The organism is Pseudomonas sp. RC10, assembly GCF_038397775.1.
Classification (GTDB): Bacteria; Pseudomonadota; Gammaproteobacteria; order Pseudomonadales; family Pseudomonadaceae; genus Aquipseudomonas; species Aquipseudomonas bambusae.
Genome location: NZ_CP151650.1, coordinates 3473623 through 3494515 on the forward strand (window position 1 = coordinate 3473623; position 20893 = coordinate 3494515).

At 61.1% G+C, this 20893-nt stretch carries 18 protein-coding genes and 1 pseudogene; 10 read left to right on the forward strand and 9 right to left on the reverse strand.

The window, feature by feature from the left end; translation table 11 throughout:
* Positions 1 to 225: 225 nt before the first annotated feature.
* The gene (gene tauA / locus AAEO81_RS16035; protein ID WP_341957717.1) at positions 226 to 1212 is read right to left on the reverse strand and encodes a taurine ABC transporter substrate-binding protein; all 987 of its coding nucleotides are present in this window, start codon (positions 1210 to 1212) and stop codon (positions 226 to 228) included.
* A gap of 482 nt (positions 1213 to 1694) precedes the next feature.
* Here tauA and AAEO81_RS16040 point away from each other — a divergent pair, with 482 nt between their 5' ends.
* The 4 genes and pseudogenes from AAEO81_RS16040 to AAEO81_RS16055 form a co-directional block, all read left to right on the forward strand.
* Positions 1695 to 2360 (forward strand): amino acid ABC transporter permease, encoded by a 666-nt coding sequence (locus tag AAEO81_RS16040; RefSeq protein ID WP_341957719.1) that lies wholly within the window; start codon positions 1695 to 1697, stop codon positions 2358 to 2360.
* Complete coding sequence (locus tag AAEO81_RS16045; RefSeq protein ID WP_341957721.1) at positions 2341 to 3000, forward strand: amino acid ABC transporter permease; 660 nt, start codon at positions 2341 to 2343, stop codon at positions 2998 to 3000. Before AAEO81_RS16040 ends, AAEO81_RS16045 begins: the two co-directional genes overlap by 20 nt.
* Positions 2997 to 3758 (forward strand): amino acid ABC transporter ATP-binding protein, encoded by a 762-nt coding sequence (locus AAEO81_RS16050; RefSeq protein ID WP_341957723.1) that lies wholly within the window; start codon positions 2997 to 2999, stop codon positions 3756 to 3758. Before AAEO81_RS16045 ends, AAEO81_RS16050 begins: the two co-directional genes overlap by 4 nt.
* Positions 3759 to 3829: 71 nt before the next feature.
* Positions 3830 to 4588, forward strand: a pseudogene (locus tag AAEO81_RS16055) (transporter substrate-binding domain-containing protein); the annotation flags it as partial.
* Between the two features lie 183 nt (positions 4589 to 4771).
* Here the strand turns inward: AAEO81_RS16055 and AAEO81_RS16060 are convergent.
* The 5 genes from AAEO81_RS16060 to AAEO81_RS16080 all read right to left on the reverse strand — a co-directional run bounded on the left by AAEO81_RS16060 (position 4772) and on the right by AAEO81_RS16080 (position 9004).
* Entirely contained in the window at positions 4772 to 5563 is a 792-nt protein-coding gene (locus tag AAEO81_RS16060; protein WP_341957724.1) for an amino acid ABC transporter ATP-binding protein, read from the reverse strand.
* Complete coding sequence (ehuD, locus tag AAEO81_RS16065; protein WP_341957726.1) at positions 5556 to 6206, reverse strand: ectoine/hydroxyectoine ABC transporter permease subunit EhuD; 651 nt, start codon at positions 6204 to 6206, stop codon at positions 5556 to 5558. Before ehuD ends, AAEO81_RS16060 begins: the two co-directional genes overlap by 8 nt.
* Entirely contained in the window at positions 6203 to 6883 is a 681-nt protein-coding gene (gene ehuC, locus AAEO81_RS16070) for an ectoine/hydroxyectoine ABC transporter permease subunit EhuC (RefSeq protein ID WP_341957728.1), read from the reverse strand. The genes ehuD and ehuC overlap by 4 nt, the downstream gene beginning before the upstream one ends.
* A 210-nt stretch (positions 6884 to 7093) precedes the next feature.
* The gene (gene ehuB / locus AAEO81_RS16075) at positions 7094 to 7960 is read right to left on the reverse strand and encodes an ectoine/hydroxyectoine ABC transporter substrate-binding protein EhuB (protein ID WP_341957730.1); all 867 of its coding nucleotides are present in this window, start codon (positions 7958 to 7960) and stop codon (positions 7094 to 7096) included.
* Positions 7961 to 8023: 63 nt separating this feature from the next.
* Complete coding sequence (locus AAEO81_RS16080) at positions 8024 to 9004, reverse strand: aliphatic sulfonate ABC transporter substrate-binding protein (RefSeq protein ID WP_341957731.1); 981 nt, start codon at positions 9002 to 9004, stop codon at positions 8024 to 8026.
* 286 nt (positions 9005 to 9290) lie between these two features.
* Between AAEO81_RS16080 and AAEO81_RS16085 the strand changes: the two genes are divergently transcribed.
* The 3 genes from AAEO81_RS16085 (at position 9291) to AAEO81_RS16095 (ending at position 11330) form a co-directional block, all read left to right on the forward strand.
* Positions 9291 to 10118, forward strand: a complete 828-nt coding sequence (locus AAEO81_RS16085; RefSeq protein WP_341957733.1) for an energy transducer TonB — start codon at positions 9291 to 9293, stop codon at positions 10116 to 10118.
* A gap of 86 nt (positions 10119 to 10204) precedes the next feature.
* Positions 10205 to 10927: a MotA/TolQ/ExbB proton channel family protein gene (locus AAEO81_RS16090; protein WP_341957734.1), complete on the forward strand. Its 723-nt coding sequence runs from the start codon at positions 10205 to 10207 to the stop codon at positions 10925 to 10927.
* Between the two features lies 1 nt (position 10928).
* On the forward strand, positions 10929 to 11330 hold the full coding sequence (locus tag AAEO81_RS16095) for a biopolymer transporter ExbD (RefSeq protein WP_166594380.1): 402 nt from the start codon (positions 10929 to 10931) through the stop codon (positions 11328 to 11330).
* Positions 11331 to 11633: 303 nt separating this feature from the next.
* On the opposite strand, the gene AAEO81_RS16100 is transcribed toward AAEO81_RS16095, so the two are convergent.
* From AAEO81_RS16100 to AAEO81_RS16110, 3 genes are read right to left on the reverse strand one after another with little or no spacing between them, the layout of a single operon-like run.
* Complete coding sequence (locus AAEO81_RS16100; RefSeq protein WP_341957736.1) at positions 11634 to 13229, reverse strand: ABC transporter substrate-binding protein; 1596 nt, start codon at positions 13227 to 13229, stop codon at positions 11634 to 11636.
* Between the two features lie 40 nt (positions 13230 to 13269).
* Positions 13270 to 14121 carry an ABC transporter permease gene (locus AAEO81_RS16105; RefSeq protein ID WP_341957737.1) on the reverse strand — a complete coding sequence of 284 codons (852 nt, stop codon included), beginning with the start codon at positions 14119 to 14121 and terminating at the stop codon, positions 13270 to 13272.
* Positions 14118 to 15107 carry an ABC transporter permease gene (locus tag AAEO81_RS16110; RefSeq protein ID WP_341957739.1) on the reverse strand — a complete coding sequence of 330 codons (990 nt, stop codon included), beginning with the start codon at positions 15105 to 15107 and terminating at the stop codon, positions 14118 to 14120. The genes AAEO81_RS16105 and AAEO81_RS16110 overlap by 4 nt, the downstream gene beginning before the upstream one ends.
* A gap of 275 nt (positions 15108 to 15382) precedes the next feature.
* On the opposite strand from AAEO81_RS16110, the gene AAEO81_RS16115 reads away from it, so the two are divergent.
* From AAEO81_RS16115 to AAEO81_RS16125, 3 genes are all read left to right on the forward strand, one after another.
* Positions 15383 to 16666, forward strand: coding sequence for an acyl-CoA dehydrogenase family protein (locus AAEO81_RS16115; protein ID WP_341957741.1), 1284 nt, complete (start codon positions 15383 to 15385; stop codon positions 16664 to 16666).
* Positions 16667 to 16825: 159 nt separating this feature from the next.
* Positions 16826 to 19360 (forward strand): TonB-dependent receptor, encoded by a 2535-nt coding sequence (locus tag AAEO81_RS16120; RefSeq protein WP_341957743.1) that lies wholly within the window; start codon positions 16826 to 16828, stop codon positions 19358 to 19360.
* 72 nt (positions 19361 to 19432) lie between these two features.
* Positions 19433 to 20599: an LLM class flavin-dependent oxidoreductase gene (locus AAEO81_RS16125; protein WP_341957745.1), complete on the forward strand. Its 1167-nt coding sequence runs from the start codon at positions 19433 to 19435 to the stop codon at positions 20597 to 20599.
* The last annotated feature ends 294 nt before the right edge of the window (positions 20600 to 20893 follow it).

Genomic DNA, 20893 nt, shown 5'->3' on the forward strand with positions numbered 1-20893 from the left:
TGTGGGAGCTGCCGGAGCTGTGCGACGGCCGCGAAAGCGGTGTATCAGGCAACACATCTTCCACTGACCCACCGCTGTCGCTGCCGTCGTACCTCCGGCGTCTCCCACAAGGGTGGTGGCGCGGCAATGTCTACGGTCCGACGCTGTCCTTGTGGGAGCTGCCGGAGCTGTGCGACGGCCGCGAAAGCGGTGGGTCAGACGCAGATGTGTTGTTTGACACACCCACTATTTGGCAATGAACTGCTCACTCACATACGCCGAATAATCCGGCAGCACGCTTTCAATCTTCCCCTGATCCTTCAAAAACTCCGCCGTCTTGGCAATCGCGGTCACCGTGCCGCCACCCAGCAATTCCGGCGATTTCTGTTCTGCCGCCGTGGGGAAGTGCGAGCCGTCCAGCAGCTCAGGCACGTCCGCCGCATTGGCGCCGGTGAAGCGCGCAATGGTCTTGACCGGCGTTGAGTCGGCCGTCCACTCGCTACGATGGGCCGTGTAATCGGCAATGGCGGCCAGACTGACCTTGGCAAAACCGGCGACGACGTCCGGGTGTTTCTCGGCAAAATCCTTGCGGGCGACCCAGACTTCAAACGTCGGTGAACCCCACTGCGACACTTGCCCGGCGTCGGTCAGAATCTTGCCCGTCTTGCGGATTTCCCCCAGCGCGGGTGACCACGTGAACGCGCCATCAATGTCGCCACGTTTCCACGCTGCCGTGATCTGCAACGGGGTCAGGTTGAGGATGGTGACTTTCTTCGGATCGATGTTCCAGTGCTTCAATGCGCCAAGGAGGCTGTAGTGCGAGGTGGACACGAACGGCACGGCGATTTTCTTGCCGATCAGGTCTTCCGGCTTGTCGATGCCGCTGCCATTACGCACCACCAGCGCTTCGGAACTTTGAATCTGCGAGGTGACGATGAACGCCACCAGCGGCACTTTCCTTGACGCCGCTGCCGCCAGCGGACTCGACCCCAAATTGCCAATCTGCACGTCACCCGAGGCCATCGCCGCGATCACCGCAGGGCCCGCGTCGAACTGGCGCCAGTCGATTTTCTGGCCGATGGCTTTTTCGTACTCACCGTCAGCGATGGCGCGCTTCACCGGGTCGATGCCGGTGATGTAGCCGAACGTGAGGTCAGCGGCCTGGGCGGCCATTGAGAACGCAAACACGCTCAATGCCAGGGAGAGAGGGGCCGTCCAATGTGTCTTGATCATGGGGGTCGATGCCTTGGTTGAAAGTCCGCGCCGGTCACAGCGAACGGCGGTCAGGCATGGAGCATAAGGTTCTATGAATTTTGTTTTAAATATCATTTTGGCATTAGCTTAGGCGTGTCTGCTGGCTGGATCATACGCTTTTCACAGCGTCGTCGAAGACCTCGCCTCAAGACCTCCGGCGCATGACGGTGGCGCGAAGTTCGCATCAGTTCGATGACCAACGCCTAAAGCGTGCAAGGCAGCCCTATTGCTGTTGCGCCAGCAACACCGACCGAACAAAAATGCCTTAAAACAAACAGTTACCTCCGTCATTCGAGGCCTGAAAGCCTTTAAAACGGCGCCGATGACGCATGGCACAAAGCCTGCAATCCCCTGAATCTGTCCCGCGATGCGCTGCCCGGCGCGTTGTGTCCGATCGTTCAGGAGTGTCCGTTGTTGTCTTTCCCTGCGTCTTGGGGCTGCCTGCCCCCGCGTGAATCGCCATGAATTTCGATGTCGATTTTGCGCTGTCCACATTGCCTGCGTTTCTGGTCGCGGTGTGGGTCACCCTGCAAGTCGGGTTGATCGCCATCGTCACCTCGTTATGCGTCGCCTTGATCAACGCCGCCATCGCCGTGTTCGAAGTGCCGGTGCTGCGACGGCTGGTGCGCTGGTACGTCGAACTGGCGCGGAACACGCCGCTGTTGATTCAGCTGTTTTTCATCTACTTCGCGCTGCCGAGCATCGGCATCCGCATCTCCGGGTTTGCTTCGGCAATCATCGCCATGACCTTTCTCGGCGGGGCGTACCTCACGGAAATCCTCCGGGCCGGAGTCGCGGCGGTGCCCAAGGCGCAGATCGAATCGGGGTTGTCGATTGGCCTGTCGCGCTGGCAGTTGCTGCGGCATGTGATCCTGCCGCAAGCGGGCATCCTCAGCCTGCCCGCATTGTTCGCCAATTTCGTGTTCCTGCTCAAAGAAACCACCGTGGTCTCGGCAGTCGCGGTGCCCGAGATTCTGTACACCACCAAGAACTACATCGCGCTCTACTACAAGACCTACGAAATGCTCGCGGTCATGACCGGTATGTGTGTGCTGCTGTTCGTGCCGCTGTCGCTGTTGCTGCGCGTGATCGAAAGGAGGCTCCAGCATGGCCAGTTCGGGTCTTGAGTTGCTGTGGGTGTCGGCGCCGCAATTGCTGACGGGGATCGGTCGCACGCTGGGGATTTCCGCCTTGGCCATCGTGTTCAGCAGCGTTGGCGGCCTGGCGTATGGCGTGCTGCGCAATCTCGGCATTCGCTGGCTGGACACCCTCCTGCTGATTTACCTGGAAGCGTTTCGGGCGATTCCGGTGCTGGTGTGGCTGTACCTGTTCTTCTTCGGCTTGCCGATCTTTTTCGGCTGGAGCATTCCGGGCTTCTGGTGCGCGGTGCTGGTGCTGTCCCTCTGGGGCATCAGCGAAACCGGCGAAGTGGTGCGCGGCGCCTTGCGTTCGATTCCCCGTGGCCAGCGCGAGGCCGGTCTGGCCATCGGACTGAGTCTGCCCGGTCTGTATGGCCGGGTCTTGTTGCCCCAGGCCTTGCAGCGCATGACGCCGCCGATGATCAACGTGTTCACCCGCATCATCAAAACCAGCTCGCTGGCGGTGCTGATCGGCGTGGTCGATGTGATCAAGATCGGCCAGCAGATCATCGAGCGCACCTACGAATCGGTGCTGATCTACGGCTTCCTGTTCCTGTTTTTCTTTCTCGTCTGCTACCCGTTGTCAGCCGCATCCCGTGTGCTTGAGCGACGCTGGAGTCACTCATGAGTGCATTGATAGAGCTGTCCGGTTTCAGTAAGCGTTTTGGCGATGTCCCGGTGTTACAGGACGTCGATCTCCAGGTCAAAGAGGGCGAGGTGCTGGTCATTCTCGGCCCCAGCGGCTGTGGCAAAAGCACCTTGCTGCGTTGCTTGAACGGGCTCGAAGCGGGCCACGCCGGGCACTACCGTTTCATGGGCCGCGAGTTGCCGGCCAACACCGACTGGCGCCTCGTTCGCCAGCAGATCGGCATGGTGTTCCAGAGTTATCACCTGTTTCCGCACATGAGCGTGCTGGACAACATTCTGCTGGGCCCGGTCAACGTGCAGAAGCGCCCGAAGGCCGAGGCGCGGCAGCAGGCGGAAACGCTGTTGGCGCGGGTTGGCTTGCTGGACAAACGCGATGCCTTTCCTCGCGAGTTGTCCGGTGGCCAGCAGCAACGCATCGCCATCGTCCGTGCGTTGTGCATGAACCCCAACGTCATGCTGTTCGACGAAGTGACCGCCGCCCTCGACCCCGAAATGGTCAAGGAAGTGCTGGAGGTGATTCTCGACCTCGCGCGCAGCGGCATGACCCTGTTGATCGTCACCCACGAAATGGCCTTTGCCCGTGCGGTGGCGGATCGGGTGCTGTTCATGGACGGTGGCCGCATCGTCGAACAGGCCGACCCTGAAACCTTCTTCAGCTCCCCGCAGACCGCACGCGCGCAGCAGTTTCTGGAGAAATTCTCCTACGTAGAAAATATGCCTAAAAGGAATGCATCGTGAACCTTAAAACTGCCCTCGTTTTCCCTCTGCTGGCTCTCGGTTTGTGGGGCAGCGTCGCTGCCCATGCCGAAGGGTATCTGGACAAGATCAAGGCCCGCGACAAGCTGGTCGTGGGCGTGTTCAGCGACAAACCGCCGTTCGGCTTCGTCAATGAGAAGGGTGACTACGTCGGTTTCGACACCGACCTGGGCCGCCGTTTCGCCAAGGATCTGCTGGGTGACGAGAAGAAAATCGAATTCGTGGTGGTCGAGCCGGCCAGCCGTATTCCGTTCCTGCAAAGCGACAAGGTTGACCTGATCCTGGCCAATATGACCGTGACCCCGGAGCGCGCCCAAGTCGTGGACTTCACCCACCCGAACCTGCGCGTGGCGGTGCAGGCGCTGGTGCCGGAGAAAAGCGACGTGAAGAGCCTTGATGACCTGGCGAAGAAGACCACCATCGTCACCACCGGCACCACGGCGGACATCTGGCTGACCAAAAACCACCCGGACTGGAAACTGCTGAAGTTCGAGAAAAACTCCGAGTCGCTGCAAGCCCTGGCCAACGGTCGCGGTGATGCCTACGCGCAGGACAATCTGGTGCTGTTCAGCTGGGCCAAGCAAAACCCCGGCTACCGCGTGCTGACCCAGAAACTGGGCGACGAAGCACCTATTGCCCCAGCGGTGAAGAAAGGCAACGTCGAGCTGCGTGATTGGGTGAACACCGAACTCGCCAATCTGGGCAAGGAAAAATACCTGCTCAAGCTCTACGACCAGTACGTGCGTAGCCAACTGGCCGATGGCACCGACCCTGCGGCAGTGATCGTCGAAGGTGGGGACTGGAAGCCGTAAGGTCGTTTCCAGCGCGTGGGCGGTGAGTCAGTGATGGATTTGGGGCTGACCTACCGCTTTCGCCACTGTCGTAACCTCCAGAAGCTCCTACAGGATCTGCGTCGGGCACAGCGCCTCGATACGCCAAAGATTCCTGTGGGGGACGCCGGAGGTTACGACGGCAGCGAAGACGTCGTCACGGGTTCAACGCCGCTCCACCACATTCAAAAACCGCCGCGTCCGTTCGTTCTCCGGGTTGACGAGAATCTGATCGGGCGTGCCGTCCGCGACGATTTTCCCGGCTTCCATGAACAGCACCCGGTCGGCAATGTCCTGGGCGAATTTCATTTCGTGGGTCACCAGCAGCATGGTCATCTGCTGCTCATAGGCAATCGTCCGAATCACCGCCAACACCTCACCGACCAATTCCGGGTCGAGGGCTGAGGTCACTTCATCGAACAGCATCACCTGCGGCCGCATCGCCAACGCACGGGCAATCGCCACGCGCTGTTGCTGCCCGCCCGATAACTGCGCCGGGTAGGCGTCGGCCTTATGGCTCAAACCCACCAACCCCAGGTATTCATGGGCGCGGGTCAATGCCTCTTCGCGACTGAGTTTCAGCACCCGAAACGGCGCCTCCGTCACGTTCTCCTGCACGGTCAGGTGCGGAAACAGGTTGAACTGCTGGAACACCATGCCCACCCGATGCACCACTGGCGCCTTCTTCGACCCTGGCCAGCGCCAGCCAGAGGACCGCGCAGGCACGTGGGCGCCCGCCACTTCGATACGCCCTTGCTGGTAGGTTTCGAGCCCTTTGATCAGGCGCAAGACCGTGGACTTCCCCGAACCGCTGGGGCCGATCAGCGCGACTTTCTGGCCTTGGGGAATGCTCAAATCCAGATGATCGATTACCCGGTTATCGCCGAATTGCTTCACCACGCCGTTGAGGACGATCTGCGGCGAGGCGAGGGGGAGGCCGTTGGTGAGATCAGACATGAGTGCGCCTTTCGAAATATTTGAACAGCAGGGAAGTGGGGATGCTGATGGCCAGGAACATCAGCGCCATGACCGTGTACGGCTCGTTGTAGCGGTAGCTCATGCCCGCGATCTGTTTGGCCGCCTGGAACAGCTCGGGAATACTGATGACCGCCAACAGGGGTGTTTCCTTGAACATGCCGATCAGGTAATTGCCGAGCACCGGCACCATCGGTTTCAGCGCCTGAGGCAAGACGATGCGGCGCCAGGTCGTCGTGGCGTCAAAGTCCAGTGCCCGGGCCGCTTCCCATTGACCGGCCGGTACGCCTTCAATGGCGCCGCGAAACCCTTCGGCGATGTACGAGCCGTAATACAGGCCCAGGCCGATCACCCCCGTGGACATCGCTGGCAGCGTGATGCCCGCCAGAGGCAGGGCGAAAAACAGTACGTACAGCTGCACCATCAGCGGAGTGTTGCGGAAGAAGCTCAGGTAGGCGCTGCTCAGCCGCCTGATCACGGTGTGCCGTGTACGTTGGGCAATCGCGAGCAGCAGGCCGATCAGCGTCGCGAGGAGGAAGCCCAGAATCACCACCTGCACGGTCACCAGCAAACCGTCGAACAGGTCCGGGACGATGGACCAGGCGAATGCGGGGTCGAAGATCATCTCGCACCTCCGCGACGCCAGGACGTGATGTGGCGCTCGTAGCGTTTAACCAGCCAGCTCAACGGCCAGGCCATGGCGAAGTAGCAGACCAGCACGATGCTCCAGATCAGCGTTTGTTGGCCGAGGGTGGTGATCAACTGGCCGCCGGAAAAGGTCAGGTCGCTCAGGGTGATCAACGACACCAGCGAGGTGGTTTTCAGCAGTTCGACCAGTTGGTTGCCCATGGGTGGCAGCATGAAGGGCAGGGCTTGCGGCAACACGATGCGGCGGAAGGCGGTGATGGAGTCGAAGTCCAGTGCCCGCAAGGCATCACGCTGGCCGAGGCTGACGTTGTTCAGGGCTGAGCGCACGATCTCCGAGCCGTAGGCGGAAAAGGTCAGGCCCAGCCCGAGAATGCCGGTGGTCATCGGCGACAGGCTGATGCCGAACAGCGGCAGGATGAAGAACAGGTAAAACAGCAACACAAGGGCCGAAATGCCCCGCAGGATTTCAACGTAGACCGTGGCGATCCAGCGCAGGATTCGCCAGGGCGAGAGCCGCATCAGGGCGATGACGAACGACATCACGATGACGATCAACTGAGCGAAGAACGTGAGTTGAAGCGTGACCCATGCGCCGTTGGCCAGCTGATGAGCGATGAAACGTGCCGTTTCCACGGCGGGAGAATCGAAGAACATGGCCGTACTCGTGTGGGTTGGGGCCGGACATCAGCGCAAGACCTGTGGGAGCGAATTCATTCGCGAAAAGGGCGGTACAGCCGACACATCTCCAGCGCCTGAAATACCTTCGCGAATGAATTCGCTCCCACAGTTCAGTCCGCGTCAGACGAAACATTGCGTGGCGACACTGAATTCGCTCCTACTGTTGAATCCACGCCAGACGAAGCACTAACGATTACACCGCTGCTCGGCCGTCACATCTGCCGGAGCCAATTCATTTTCGGTGTAGCCGTACTTCTGCAATATCTTCAGCAATTCACCCGACGCCCGCAGTTTCGCCAGTTCCCCGTTGAAGGCCTGGGTAAACGCCGGGTCGTTTTTCGGCAAACCGTAAGCGTGGTAATTCCAGATGGGCTTGCCTTCCGCGTCGGGGATCTGGTCGAACGGCAGGGCGCGCTCGATGCTTGGGTCGTTGGCTTTCTTGACCAGGTTGATGATCTCCGCGTCCGGGAAATACACCACGTCCACGCGACCGGCTTGCAGCGCGGCGAGGGCGTCGGTGTCCTTGTCCAGCAGTACGACGTTGCTGGTGGCGATCCCGCTGTCCTTGGCTTCCTGCACCTGGTTGCTGCCCGGCTGTGTGGCCAGTCGAGCTTTGCCGTTGGCGGCCACATCCTTGAGGCTGTGCAGCTTCAACGGGTTGCCGGCCTTGACGATGAACGCGCCGCCCGAGCGGGTCACCGGGTTGGAATAGCCGATCACCTTGCAGCGCGCCGGGTTGATAAACAGGCCCGCGCCGATCAGGTCAAAACGTCCCGCCGCCAGCCCCGGCACCAGCGAACCGAATTCTGTGATGGGGGTTTCGATTTTGCTGATGCCCAATTGCCCGAGAATGGCTTGCAGAATCTCGACGTTGGCGCCTACGGTCTTGCCGGTGGTGTCGATGTAGGCGTAAGGCTGCTCGTTGGCGATCCCGGCGGTCAGGCCTTGGGTGCGGCCTTTTTCCAGCAGACCGGCAAATGCGGAGGAGGCGAACAGTGCGTTGAACAGCACGGCGGAGCCGATTGCAGCAGACAGCGATTTCAGGCCTTTCATGAACAGTGCTCGATAGGAAGTGAACGAAAATCGGTTGCGTGAGATTGAGCCAGTGGCGACGAATCAGGGCGTCCAGATGCCCACGTCCTTGGCATCCACGGCTTTGGGCAGCAAACCCGCTGCTAAAAAGGCGTCGGCAATTTTCTGCTGTTCGCCCAACTGATCAGCCTTCACCGGCTCGACCTGATAGCTGCGATGGGCGTTGGCGGATTCCACGGTTTCCACGTCCAGATTGCCCCACAGCGGACCCAGCACTTTCGCGGCATCTTTAGGGTTCTTCTTGATCCAGCTGCCCGCTTCCTGCAGCTGCTGATACACCAGCTTCAGCACCTTCGGATGCGCGCCCGCGTAGGCGGTGCTGGTCAGGTAATAGCGTTTGTAGCTCGCCAGGCCGGTGCCGTCAGTCAAGGTGCGGGTCGGCAACTGGCGCTGAACGCTGGTCAGGAAGGGTTCCCACGTGACCCACGCATCGACCTTGCCGTTCTCGAACGCCGCTCGACCGTCAGCCGGTGTGAGGTAGGCGGGCTGAATGTCGGAGAAGGTCAGGCCTGCCTTGTTCAGCGCCGCGATCAACAGGTAATGGGTGCCGGCCGCTTTGGTCACGGCGACTTTCTTGCCTTTCAGGTCGGCCAGTTGCTGGATCGGCGAATCCTTGGAAACGACGATGGCCTGCGCACGGGGGGAGGCCGACTCTTCAGCGAAATAGGTGAGTTTGGCCTGAGCGGCCTGGGCGAAAATGGGCACGGTGTCGGCGACATCCGCGCTGATGTCGACGTTGCCGATGTTCAACGCTTCCAGCAGTGGCAACCCGCTCGGGAACTCGTGCCAGCTGACGTCGATATTGTCGTTGCCCAGCGCTTTTTCCAACGTGCCCTGGGCCTTGAGCAAGGTGATCAGCGTCGACGACTTCTGATAGCCGATGCGCACCGTCTCCCGTGCCTGAGCGCTTGACGGCAAAACGAACGCGAGGGCGAGGGCGAGACTCAGCCCCGCGAACAGCGGACGGCGAAGAGGGGTACGGCGGGTGTCGAGAGGGCTGGGCATGATCGATTCGTGCTCGAAGTATGTGGGTCGACGTAAACGCTGGCGAACGCCAAGCCCTGAATCATAGGGTTCTAAGAAATAATCTTTAAATACCTTCTGGCTATTAGCTTATTCAGCAATTTCAGCGCGGCGACAGGGCGTCGCTTATGCCTGATTCAAAGCGTCTTCGACCTAAATATTCTTTTAAGAGATAAAACGAATCATGGATTATTCGAAAGGTGACTGCGGCAGGTCAGACGCTCTGGAACGCCGTTGTCATCCTTAAGTGGACATGCAGGAGTGACACATGAGTAATGCCCAAACCGCCAATGCACTGGACGTGCTCTGGCGTCAGGCGCCGGGCGGCGAGCTGCTCGACCTGGGCCGGGTCTATCGAGGGCCGCTGGCGCTGTCCCGGCTGCACACCACGCCCCGGCGCATTCTGAGTCGGCGAGAGGCCGTGCTGCTCGGTGCGTTCGCGCTGGTCTTGCACGGCGCGGTGATCTACTGGGTCAACAGCACCCCGACGCCAGCCTTGCCGGTGGTGCCGCCAGAAATCCCGCCGATGACCATCGAGTTCTCCCAGCCCGCGCCGCCTGTGGTCGAAACACCGCCACCACCGCCCGAGCCGATTCCTCAACCCGTGGTCGAACCGCCGCCTCCGGTGGAAGACGAACTGGCCGTGAAACCGCCGCCCCCCAAGCCGATTCCCAAGCCGATTCCCAAGCCAAAACCTGTGGTGAAACCCGTGCCTAAACCGGTGGCCAAAGCCGTCGAGCAACCGCCCGCACCCCCCGCACCGCCACAACCGGTTGCGGCGCCTGCACCGCCGGCTCCACCCGCCCCGGCGCCCATCACCCCGGCCTCCGCCAGCGCCGGTTACCTGCATAACCCGGCCCCGGAATACCCGGCGCTGGCGATGCGGCGTAACTGGGAAGGCACCGTGTTGCTGCGTGTGCATGTGCTGGGCACCGGTAAGCCGAGCGAAATCCAGGTCCAGAAAAGCAGTGGCCATGAGCAGCTCGACGACGCTGCACAAGCGGCGGTGAAACGCTGGAGTTTCGTCCCGGCCAAACAGGGCAATGACCCGATTGACGGCTGGGTCAGCGTGCCCATCGATTTCAAGATCAAATAACGTTCAACCCCTATTCGTGACACCGCGGGCCACCTGACAAAAGGCGCATCGCTACAACGATCCCTTGCCTTGTTGGAGAGCCTCACATGAACCTCATCGCTTCCCCCTTCGATTCCATTGAACACGCGGTCATCTGGCTGCTGATCGTCTTCTCCGTCGCCACCTGGGGCCTGACCCTGCTGAAAGGTGTGCAGTTCGCCCGTCTCAAGGGGCAGGACAAGAAATTCCACAAGCAATTCTGGGCCGCGTCGAGCCTGGATTCCGCCGCTGAACTGGCCCAGACCCAACCCGGTGCAGCGGCCCGCGTCGCGTTGGCGGGCTACGCGGCGATTCAGGTACCAGAAGGCGGGCAGGCCGCCGATTTGAGCCAGGCCATCAACCATCAGGATCGCCTTGAGCGCGCCTTGCGCCAGCAGATCGTCCGTGAGCGTCGCTCGCTGGAAACCGGTCTGGCCATCCTCGCCAGCATCGGCAGCACGTCGCCCTTCATCGGCCTGTTCGGGACCGTCTGGGGGATCATGTCGGCGCTCAAGGGCATCAGCGCAGCGGGCTCGGCGAGCCTCGAAACCGTGGCGGGCCCGATTGGTGCGGCGTTGGTGGCGACCGGCGTCGGGATCGCTGTCGCGGTACCAGCGGTGCTGGTTTACAACTATTACCTGCGTCGTCTGAAACTGACCGCTGCGGACCTTGATGACTTTGCCCACGACTTCTACAGCCTGGCGCAGAAAAATGCGTTCCGCGTGCTGCTGCACCCGGTGCTGAAATCCGGCGCCACCGGTGCGGGCCAGAAAGTGAAGGAGGCGTCCTGAGATGGCTTTCTCCACACAAGACAGCGATGAAGTGCTGAGTGAAATCAACGTCACGCCGTTGGTGGACGTGATGCTGGTGCTGCTGGTGGTGTTCATCGTCACCGCGCCGCTGCTGACCAACTCGATTCCGATCAACCTGCCCAAAACCGAAGCCGTTGCCCCGGTGGAACAGAAAGACCCGCTGGTGGTGAGCATCGATGACAAGGGCAAGCTGTTCATCAACAAGGATGAGATTCAGCCGGATCTGCTGGAGACCAACCTGCGTTCGGCCAAGGACAAAAATGCCGATGTGCGGGTGCAGTTGCAGGCGGACAACGGCGTGAATTACGGCGAGGTGGCCCGGGCGATGGCGTCGATTGAAAAGGCGGGGATTACCAAGTTGTCGGTGATCACGGCCAAGTGATCGCCAGCGCTGTTAGCGCATGAATGCTTCAGGCTTTTACAGGTTGCTTCTCAGGCGGAGGGCAACCTGTTTTTTTATGGATCGTTCCTACAGCTGAGTCCGCGCCAGGCGACGAACAGGGCGGCAGCGCGGCCCCCCCTGTAGGAGCGAATTCATTCGCGAGAGGCCGGTGCAGCCGCTAGACATCTGTCGCCCGACGCACCTTCGTCGGAATGCTGCCCAGAATAAATTCGCTCCCACAGTTCAGCCCGTACCACACGAAACATGGCGTGGCGACTCGAATTCCAGTGGGAGCGATTTCACTCAACCTTTGAGGTAAATCTGCGCCCCGTTCCCGCCCAACCCCTCGGCGCCGACGAAGAAGTCGGTCACGCGTTTGTCGTAGACCACCGGGTTTGCCAAGGTCATGACGCCCAAATCCGGCAAGTCTTCGACGACAACCTTCTGGAACTCCGCAAACAGCCCGAAACGCTTCTGCACGTCCGTCTCTATCGCGGCCGCTTCCAGCAACTGGTCGACCTTCGGGTTGCTGTAATGCGCGCCATTGGAAAACGGCACCCCTGGCTTGAAATTCTTCGACCAATACAACCGTTGCACGCCCACGGTCGGGTCGAACAGGTTGCTCATGCCGTTCAGCGTGAAATCGAAATCCCGATCCGTGTACACCCGCTTCACGTAGGTCGCGAAATCCTGGGAACGCAGGGTCACCTGGATGCCGACTTTCGCCAGCGCCTGTTTGATGTAGTCCGCCGTGCGCCGGTAGGTTTCAGGGCCCGGCAATGGGTCGAGCGTCAGCTTGAAGCGCACGCCGCTGCTGTCTTTCGGCAATCCGGCCTGGTCCAGCAATTCGTTGGCCTTGGCCACGTCGAAGGCGTAGCGGGGCAGGTCCGGGCTGTAGAAGTTTTTCATGTCCGGGCTGATCGGCCCGTACAGCGGTTTGCCGTAGCCGAGGAAGATGGTCTTGCGGATGAAGTCCAGGTTGATCGCATGGGCGATGGCCGTGCGCACGGCGTGTTTCTGCAAGTACGGGTTGTCGAAGTTGAACTCGATCCGGGTGATGCTGTTGACGTAGGGCTCGCCGCGATCATCGACGCTCAGGCGCGGATTGGTCTTGATCCGCTCGATGTCGCTGAGGGGCACGCCACCCGTGGAGATGTCGATTTCCCCCGCTTCCAGCGCGGCCACCGTCGCCGCCGAGTCCGCGATGAAACGCACGATCACCCGGTCCAGATACGGCTTCGGCGCGTCCCAGTAATTCGGGTTGCGTTCGAGGATCACATGGCTGCCGCGCACCCACTCCTTGAACACGAACGGCCCGGTGCCGATGGGCGCGGTGGCGTTGGCGTGGGTCTCCGGGCGGGCGTCGCCGTACACGTGTTTCGCCACGATGGGCGACTCGCAGGCGGCCAGGGCCTTGAGCAAGTACGGCGCAGGTTTGCTGAGTTTGAGCTGCACCAGATGCGGGTTGATCGCCGTGACGCTGGCGACGTTGGCGAAGGTCGCACGGCCTCGCGGGTTGGAGGCCTTGAGGGTTTGCAGGGAGAACACCACGTCATCGGCGGTGAAGTCCTGGCCGTCGTGCCATTTCACGCCCTGACGCAGGGTAAAGGTGTATTCGAGGCCGTCGTCGCTCGCCGTCCAGGCCGTGGCGAGCTGCGGTTTCGGGTTGAGGTCGAGGTCGTACGTCAGCAAACCCTCGGTGACCTTGCCCGCGATGTACACGGTGGCGCCCGCGGTGTGGGTCAGGTTGACCAGAATCGGCGGCTCGATAGCGATGTGCATTCTCAGGGTGCCGCCGCGCACGGGCGGTTCATCGGCGAAGGAGAAGCGGGGTGTGAGTTGTAGGAGGGTGGCGGTGGCACCGGCGTAAACCAGCAACTGGCGTCGAGTCAGGCTCATGATGGGTTTCCGTAGAAGGACACTAAGGACAGCGACGGGCTCATGGGGCGGCCCGGTCGCGGGAAGGGTTGAACGCGTCGGTGAGGCCGTCGCCGATCAGGTTGAAAGCCAGTACGGTCAGGAAGATCGCCAGACCGGGAATCGCCGTGAGGTACCACGCGGTGCGGATCTGCTCCCGGCCGCTGCCGATCATGCTGCCCCAGCTCACCTGATTCGGATCGCCCAGGCCCATGAACGACAGCGCCGATTCCATCAGTACCGCCGAGGCGACCATGATCGACGTGGTGACGATCAGCGTCGGCAGGATGTTGGGCAGCACTTCCAGCGCAATAATGCGCAGGTGGCTGTAACCCACGCTGCGGGCGGCGAGGATGTATTCGCGCTCCCGAATCGAGCGCACTTCGGCGCGCACCAGTCGCGCGACGGTGGGCCACGAAATCACCCCGATGGCGAAGATCAGCGTCGGCACTGAGGGCTGTGCGATGGCCACCAGCGCAACGAGCAGAACGAAACTGGGCATGGTCTGGAAGATCTCGATCAGCCGTTGCAGGCCGTAATCCAGCTTGCCGCCGAAGTAACCGGCCACCGCGCCAATGCTCAGGCCCAGCAGCACGCCGAACAGGCTGGCCAGGATGCCCACTTGTAACGACACCCGCCCGCCATGGACCACCCCGGCCATGACGTCGCGCCCCAGCGCATCGGTGCCCAACGGGTAATGCCAATCCTGCCCCGGCCAGAGCAAGGCGTCGGCTTCCATGCCCAGCGGGTCCCCGGGATAAATCAGCGGCGCGAACACCGCCAGCAGGGTGATCACCATCAGAAAGGCCAGACCGGCCAATGCGGTGGGATTGCGCAGAAAGCGGCGCAGCCCAGGGCTGCGGCGGGCGCTCATCGGTGACTCCGAATGCGTGGATCAAGCCAGGTTTGCAGCAGGTCCACCAGCACGTTGGTGATGATCACCAGCAGCGAGGACATCAGCAGAATCCCCAGCAGCACGTTGTAATCCCGGGCCATCACCGCGTCATAGGCCAGGCGCCCCAGCCCCGGCAGGCTGAACACCGTTTCGATGACCACGGCACCGCCGAGCATGCCGCCGAAGTGCAGGCCGGCCATGGTGGTGATCGGCAGCAGGGCATTGCGCAGCACGTGTTTGAAGGTGATCACCCACGGCGACAGGCCTTTGGCTTGCGCCGTGCGCACGTAATCCTGGGCGCCGGCTTCGAGCATCGAGGCGCGGGTCAGCCGGGCGTAGATGGCGATGTAGATCAACGCCAGCGAACTGGCCGGCAAGGCCATGAAACGCAGGGTATCGCCGACAGCCGCCCAGCCGTGCAGGTCGGCGCCGATGGTGCCTGCGCCGCCCGTTGGCAGCCAGCCGAGCTTGACCGAGAACACCACGATCAGCATCAGGCCGATCCAGAAACCCGGCACGGAATAGAAGAACTGTGAGCACACCGACAGCACCCGATCCGGCCAGCGCCCTTGCCACCGGGCCATGAGCATTCCGAGGGCCACGCCGAATAACAGTGAGAAAAACAGCGCCAGCAGCATCAGGGTCAGGGTGGTGCCCAGGCGTTGGGTGATCAACGCCTGCACGGTCGCGCCGTAGCGAGGCGAGTAGCCCAGGTTCAGGTGCGCCAGGTTGCTCAGGTAATGCCAGAGCTGCACCGGGATCGACTGGTCCAGACCGAACTGGCTGCGTAATGCCGCGAGGCTTTCTTGGGTGGCTGAACCGGATTCGCCCGCCATCACATCGGCGGCATCGCCGGGAGCCAGTTGCAACAATAGAAAGTTGATCAAAAGAATGCCCAACATCGTGGGCAAGGTATGCAGCAGCGCGCGCCAAAGTGCGCGGCTCAGGGTCAGCCATATCTTCATTAAAGGATTCCATTTCGTGCGGCGCTATTAACGGTTTGCTTATAACCTTTGTCAATGCACGAAAGGAGCATAACGTTATGCAAACAGACACTCTAAGCATAGATAAAAACGATATACGTACTTTCCATGTCGATGATTGACGCAGGAAAGAGGGAACATTACTGTCGGCCACCTGTCAGCGATGTCAGTTTGGATACATGCCCCATCGCGAACTACGTTATAGGGCTGCCCCTGCAGGCAGTGCACTTACTTTAAATTGTTTAAATGAGGCACGTGTGGCACTCAATCATTCCATTGAGTCGGGTCAACTCCGGCATGAACCTTCATCTGCTGATGCGCTGTCGCGTTTGCTGGGGCGGATTCCGGCGCTGGTGGAAGAAGTGGCCAAAGAGGCTTCCCGTCGAGACCTGGAGCGTGAACTGCCATTCGCCGCCTTTGCGCTGATTCGTGAAGCCGGACTCGGCGCGCTGCGAGTGCCCCGTGCGTTGGGCGGGCCGGGCGGCAGCGTGCAGGACTACATCGAATTCATCACCACCCTGGCCAGTGCCGACCCCAACGTCGCTCACGCGCTGCGCTCGCATTTCAATTTCAGCGAAGCAGTCATTCACAGCCCGGACACGGCTGAAAAGCGTGATTACATCGCCAAAATCCTCGACGGCAAGCTGTTCGCCGGGGCCCACACTGAGGTCGGCGCGCCGCTGGGCACCATCCTCACGCGGCTCACCCAGGTGGGCGATCACTACCGTCTCGACGGCAAGAAGTGGTACGCCACGGGCTCGGCCTACGCGGACCTCCTCTCGTTTTCCGCCACCGATGACAGTGGCAAGCTGATCAGCGTGCTGTTGCCCGCCGACCGCGCGGGCATCAATGTGCTCGATGACTGGGATGGCATGGGCCAACGCCTGACCGCCAGCGGCGGGGTGCTGCTGGACAACGTCGAAGTCTTTCCCAACGAAATCAAGACCCGCAGCCACAATGCGGACGTCGGTCGCCACTGCTCCAGCCTGCGCCAACTGCATCTGGCGGCCTGCGCGGCCGGGGTGGTGCGTAACATTCGTGAAGACGCGGTGGCGTATGTGCGCAAACAGGCCCGCGCCGCCATGCACAGCCCGGCAGACACCGCCCGTGACGATCAATTCGTGCAGCAAGTGGTGGGTGAGATCGCCGCCAATGCCTACGCTGTTGATGCACTGATCGCCAATACCGCACGTGTACTTAACGACAGTTCATTGGGTTTGTTTGCAGTGGCCGACGTGCAACTTGCGTCGGCAGAAACAGTGGCTGTTGCTACAGCAACACTGGATCAGCAATTAATCAACGGATCGATCAGTAATGCACAGATGCAAGTCGTGGTCGCCAAACTAGCGTTGCGTTCGGCTGAGATCATCTTTGAAGTAGGCGGCGGGTCGGCCACGTCGCGCAAATATAACTTTGATCGTCACTGGCGCAATATACGCACCGTATTGAATCACAACCCGCTGCTGCACAAAGCCCGAGTCGTCGGTGATTATTATGTGAATGAAACGACCACTCACCTGCGGGAAGGGTTGGTCTTTTAGTGTCAACAGGACAGGGATTCGTCCGCCCCCTTATACAATCAGAGTTCATCAGAACCTCCACGCGCAAGACCCCACCAGGTACCGCTTTTCACAATCCTTGTTAGATGGCCAGGAACGTCCACCACGCCAGCAATAAATTGATTTTTTGCAGGTAGTCCCATGAATGCTCGTATCAATACCCCACGCTCACCGCTCGCGTTGATGGTGTCCATTGGCGTGATGACGCTGTGTGGCAGCGCGGCCGTGTTCGCCGATGACACCGCTCCGAAAAACTCCGCGCAATCGGGTAAAGGTGAGGACGCACTGGAAACCGTGGTCGTGACCGGCTCGCGGGCCGAGAAACGCACGGTCGCTCAAAGCCTGGCGCCCATCGACGTGATAAGCGCCGATGACCTGGCGCGCTCCGGCAAGCAGAACCTGCGCGATGCCTTGGCCGCGCAGGTGCCGTCCTACACCAACGACGCGGGTTTCACTGGCGCCACCGGGATCGCCGTGAAATCGGCGACCCTGCGCGGCTTGGGCGGTAACGCCGTGCTGGTGCTGGTCAACGGCAAGCGCCGTCACAACACCGCACAGATTTTCCACCAGTCGTCCGCCACCTCCAACGGTCAGTCGCCGGTGGACCTGGACCTGATCCCGATCAGCGCGGTGGACCACATCGAAGTGCTGCGTGACGGCGCGGCGGCGCAATATGGGTCGGACGCCATCGCCGGGGTGATCAACATCATCCTGAAGAGCAACAAGTCCGGCGGCCAGGCCTCGGCGATTTACGGCCAGTACGGCCAGCGGGAAGGCCACAAGGGTTTCTACGGCGCCACCGGCCAGACCTCCGCCAACCAGGGTTTTGAATTGCCGAACGACGGCTTCTTCAACCTCAGCGCCGACATCAAGATTCAGGAAACCAGCAACGCCGCCGGCGCCGTGCCGGATCGCACCAAGATCTACGCCGGCAATGACCCCCGCGAGTACGGCGAAAGCCGCTACCGGCAGACCATGGGTCAGCCTCGGGTGCAGACCTACAACACTTCGTACAACCTCGACCTGCCGCTGAACGACGACCTCGACTTCTATTCCTTCTCGACCTTCAGCCACCGTGACTCCACTGGCTTCGGCACCTTCCGCACCGCGGTGTCGGCGCAGAACGTTCCGGAAATCTACCCGGACGGTTTCCAGCCCAAGTTCCGCTCCGTTGAGGATGACGTGCAGAGCGTGTTCGGCCTCAAGGGCAAGGACGTGTTGGGCTGGGATTGGGACCTGTCGAGCAGTTGGGGTCGTAACGATCTGCACCTGCACAACGACGATTCGCTCAACGCCTCGTTCGGCCCGGCGAGCAAGACCGACTTTGACAACGGTGAAGCGATCTTCAGTCAGTGGACCAACAACCTCGACATCACCCGTGCCTTTGACACCGGGCTGTTCAAGGACCCCCTCAGGGTCGCGAGCGGTATCGAATACCGCGTCGACAGTTATCAGATTCGCAAAGGCGAGTTCCAGTCTTACGCCGACGGCGGCTACGTGTACCCGGTCGGCTCGCCGAACGCGGGCAAGCGTCCGAATTCCGGCTCGGCGGGCTGGGGCGGGTTCAGTCCGGCGGCGGAGGGCAGTTGGGATCGCAGCAACACCGCGGGCTACGTCGACTTCACCCAGAAAGTCACCGACAAATGGGAGCTGAGCCTGGCCGGTCGTTACGAGCATTACAGCGACGTGGGCGACACCACCAGCGGCAAGCTGTCCACCCGCTACCAACTGACGCCGACCTTCGCGGTGCGCGGCACGGTGAACAACGGCTTCCGTGCGCCTTCGTTGCAACAACAGCATTTCTCGTCCAGCACCTCGGCCTGGGGCGTCAGCCCGATCACCGGCCAGTTGCAACAGCAGGTCACCAACTACGCGGTGCCGGGCTCGGCGACAGCAGCGGCCTTGGGGTCGAAGAAACTCAAGCCTGAGAAGTCGCAGAACTACAGCATCGGTTTCGTCGCCACGCCGTCGAAAGACCTCGACCTGTCGGTGGACTTCTACCAGATCGACATCAAGGACCGCATTCTGCAAACCAGCTCCCTCAGTGGCCTGAACGATCCGAACGTTGCCGCCCTGTTGAACGCGGCCGGGCTGAGCACCAACCAGGCCGTCTCGTATTACGGCAACCTGGCCGACACCCGCACCCGAGGCATCGACCTGGTCGGCGACTACCGCGTCGATTACGGGCCGTGGGGCCGTGGCAAGTGGACGCTGACCAGCACCCAGCAGTTGCAGCAGATTCGCAGCATCAACGAACCGGATTCCCTGGCAGGCACCGGCGTGTCGGTCCTCGGGCGTGACAAGCAGGGCAACCTGGAGACCGCGTTTCCGAAGAACAAGACTGCACTGCAACACACTTGGTACATCGATGATTTCGAGGTCTCGCTCAAGGAAACCCGCTACTCGGCGGTCACCGGCAAGAGCTACTACGCCGAAAATCGCGACGAGAAGATCAAGCCCGCGTTCATCACCGACCTGGACGTTGGCTACAACATCAGCGACAGCTTCAAGGTGTCGGTGGGTGGCTTGAACATCTTCAATAAACGGCCCGAGCAGCTCTCGCAACAGGCCAAGCAGTTCTACCTGTTCCCGGTCGATAACCCGGCCTACAGCTGGTACTCCCCGTACGGCGTGGACGGCGGCTACTACTACGCCCGACTCGATTATTTCTGGTAACCCGACAGGGCCACGCGACCGCATCCGGTCCCGTGGCCCGGCCTTTCAATCACCTGGAAAAAGGAAACCGAAATGGCTCAAGCACAGCACAACCCGACATTCGAACGCTCGGCCTTTCCCGCGCCGACCGATTACCCCGACAGCCCGCTCAGCCAGGCGCTCAAACAACCGCTGCTGCTGGGCGTGTTCCTCAACATGCAGGACATTCGCCTGACCAATCACCCGACGTCCAACACCTGGACGTTCGACTACAACACGCAAATCGTCCAGCAGGCCGAAGCACTGGGCTTCGAACTGGCGTTCAGCCGGACTCAGTGGTTGCCGAAAGGCGGGTATGACGGTGAGGCGTCGCTGGACTCGTTCATTGCCCTCGGTGCGATGGCGGCGGTGACCAAAAGCATCCTGTTGGTCTCGACCATTCACGTGTTGTACGGCCCGTTGCACCCGCTGCACATCGCCAAATACGGCGCGACCCTGGACCACATCGCGAAGGGCCGCTGGGGCATCAACATCGTCACCGGGCATCGTCCGGTGGAGCATGAAATGTTCGGTCGCCCGCAGATCGAGCACGACCAGCGTTATCAACTGGCGGGTGAGTTGTTCGACGTACTGAACACGCTGTGGAGCAGCACCGAGAATTTCAGCTACGAAGGCGCGCACGGCTGGAAGATCAAGGACGGTTACATCACGCCGAAGCCGCTGTACGGGCGCCCGGTGCTGGTGACAGCCACGGGGTCGGAGGCGGGGATCGATTTTGCGACGAGTCAGTCGGACCTGATTTTCATCACCAATTCGTCGGGCTCCGGCATTCGCGAAACGCTGGAAGACATCCCGGCCCACGTGCAGAAGATCAAGGCCCGTGCGCGGCAGTTCGGGCGTGAGGTCAGGACCATCATTAACCCGATCATCGTCAGCCGCGACACCGAGGCAGAAACCCGCGACTACCTGGAAGGGATCGTCGGCAACAAAGTTCCCGGCGCGTTCGGCAACCACAAAGCCTACGCCAGCGACGCCCACGCCTGGCGCGGTCGTGCAGACGGCTCGCGCAACACCGGACTGGGGCTGGGTGGCAACATCGAAATCGTCGGCACACCGGAGCAGGTGGTCGAGCAATTGGTGGCGTTGAAAGCAGCGGGGATCGATGGCGTACAGCTGAACTTCCACGACTTTGCCGTGGACCTCAAACATTTTGGCGAACGGATCTTGCCGTTGTTGAAAGAAGCGGGGTTGCGGGTGTAACGCGCGTCACGGCACTTCATCCGAATTCGGCGGAATACCTGTAGGAGTGAGCTTGCTCGCGAAGACGGCGTGACAGGCGCCGAAATTAGCTTGGGCTGTAACGGCTTCATCGCGAGCAAGCTCACTCCTACAGGTTTGGCGGCGCGCTGTTTTGTGAGACAGACATCGGCCTTTCTATAGGCGTGAGCTTGCTCACGAAGACGCCGTGACAGGCACCGAAATAGCATCGGATGTACCGGCCTCATCGCGGGCAAGCTCACTCCTACAGGTTCAGCGGCGCGCTGTTTCACGAGA

Bases quoted from the DNA above. Each gene is read 5' to 3' on its own strand.
- tauA (WP_341957717.1), bottom strand. From the start codon at position 1,212: ATGATCAAGACACATTGGACGGCCCCTCTCTCCCTGGCATTGAGCGTG.
- AAEO81_RS16040 (WP_341957719.1), top strand. From the start codon at position 1,695: ATGAATTTCGATGTCGATTTTGCGCTGTCCACATTGCCTGCGTTTCTG.
- AAEO81_RS16045 (WP_341957721.1), top strand. From the start codon at position 2,341: ATGGCCAGTTCGGGTCTTGAGTTGCTGTGGGTGTCGGCGCCGCAATTG.
- AAEO81_RS16050 (WP_341957723.1), top strand. From the start codon at position 2,997: ATGAGTGCATTGATAGAGCTGTCCGGTTTCAGTAAGCGTTTTGGCGAT.
- AAEO81_RS16060 (WP_341957724.1), bottom strand. From the start codon at position 5,563: ATGTCTGATCTCACCAACGGCCTCCCCCTCGCCTCGCCGCAGATCGTC.
- ehuD (WP_341957726.1), bottom strand. From the start codon at position 6,206: ATGATCTTCGACCCCGCATTCGCCTGGTCCATCGTCCCGGACCTGTTC.
- ehuC (WP_341957728.1), bottom strand. From the start codon at position 6,883: ATGTTCTTCGATTCTCCCGCCGTGGAAACGGCACGTTTCATCGCTCAT.
- ehuB (WP_341957730.1), bottom strand. From the start codon at position 7,960: ATGAAAGGCCTGAAATCGCTGTCTGCTGCAATCGGCTCCGCCGTGCTG.
- AAEO81_RS16080 (WP_341957731.1), bottom strand. From the start codon at position 9,004: ATGCCCAGCCCTCTCGACACCCGCCGTACCCCTCTTCGCCGTCCGCTG.
- AAEO81_RS16085 (WP_341957733.1), top strand. From the start codon at position 9,291: ATGAGTAATGCCCAAACCGCCAATGCACTGGACGTGCTCTGGCGTCAG.
- AAEO81_RS16090 (WP_341957734.1), top strand. From the start codon at position 10,205: ATGAACCTCATCGCTTCCCCCTTCGATTCCATTGAACACGCGGTCATC.
- AAEO81_RS16095 (WP_166594380.1), top strand. From the start codon at position 10,929: ATGGCTTTCTCCACACAAGACAGCGATGAAGTGCTGAGTGAAATCAAC.
- AAEO81_RS16100 (WP_341957736.1), bottom strand. From the start codon at position 13,229: ATGAGCCTGACTCGACGCCAGTTGCTGGTTTACGCCGGTGCCACCGCC.
- AAEO81_RS16105 (WP_341957737.1), bottom strand. From the start codon at position 14,121: ATGAGCGCCCGCCGCAGCCCTGGGCTGCGCCGCTTTCTGCGCAATCCC.
- AAEO81_RS16110 (WP_341957739.1), bottom strand. From the start codon at position 15,107: ATGAAGATATGGCTGACCCTGAGCCGCGCACTTTGGCGCGCGCTGCTG.
- AAEO81_RS16120 (WP_341957743.1), top strand. From the start codon at position 16,826: ATGAATGCTCGTATCAATACCCCACGCTCACCGCTCGCGTTGATGGTG.
- AAEO81_RS16125 (WP_341957745.1), top strand. From the start codon at position 19,433: ATGGCTCAAGCACAGCACAACCCGACATTCGAACGCTCGGCCTTTCCC.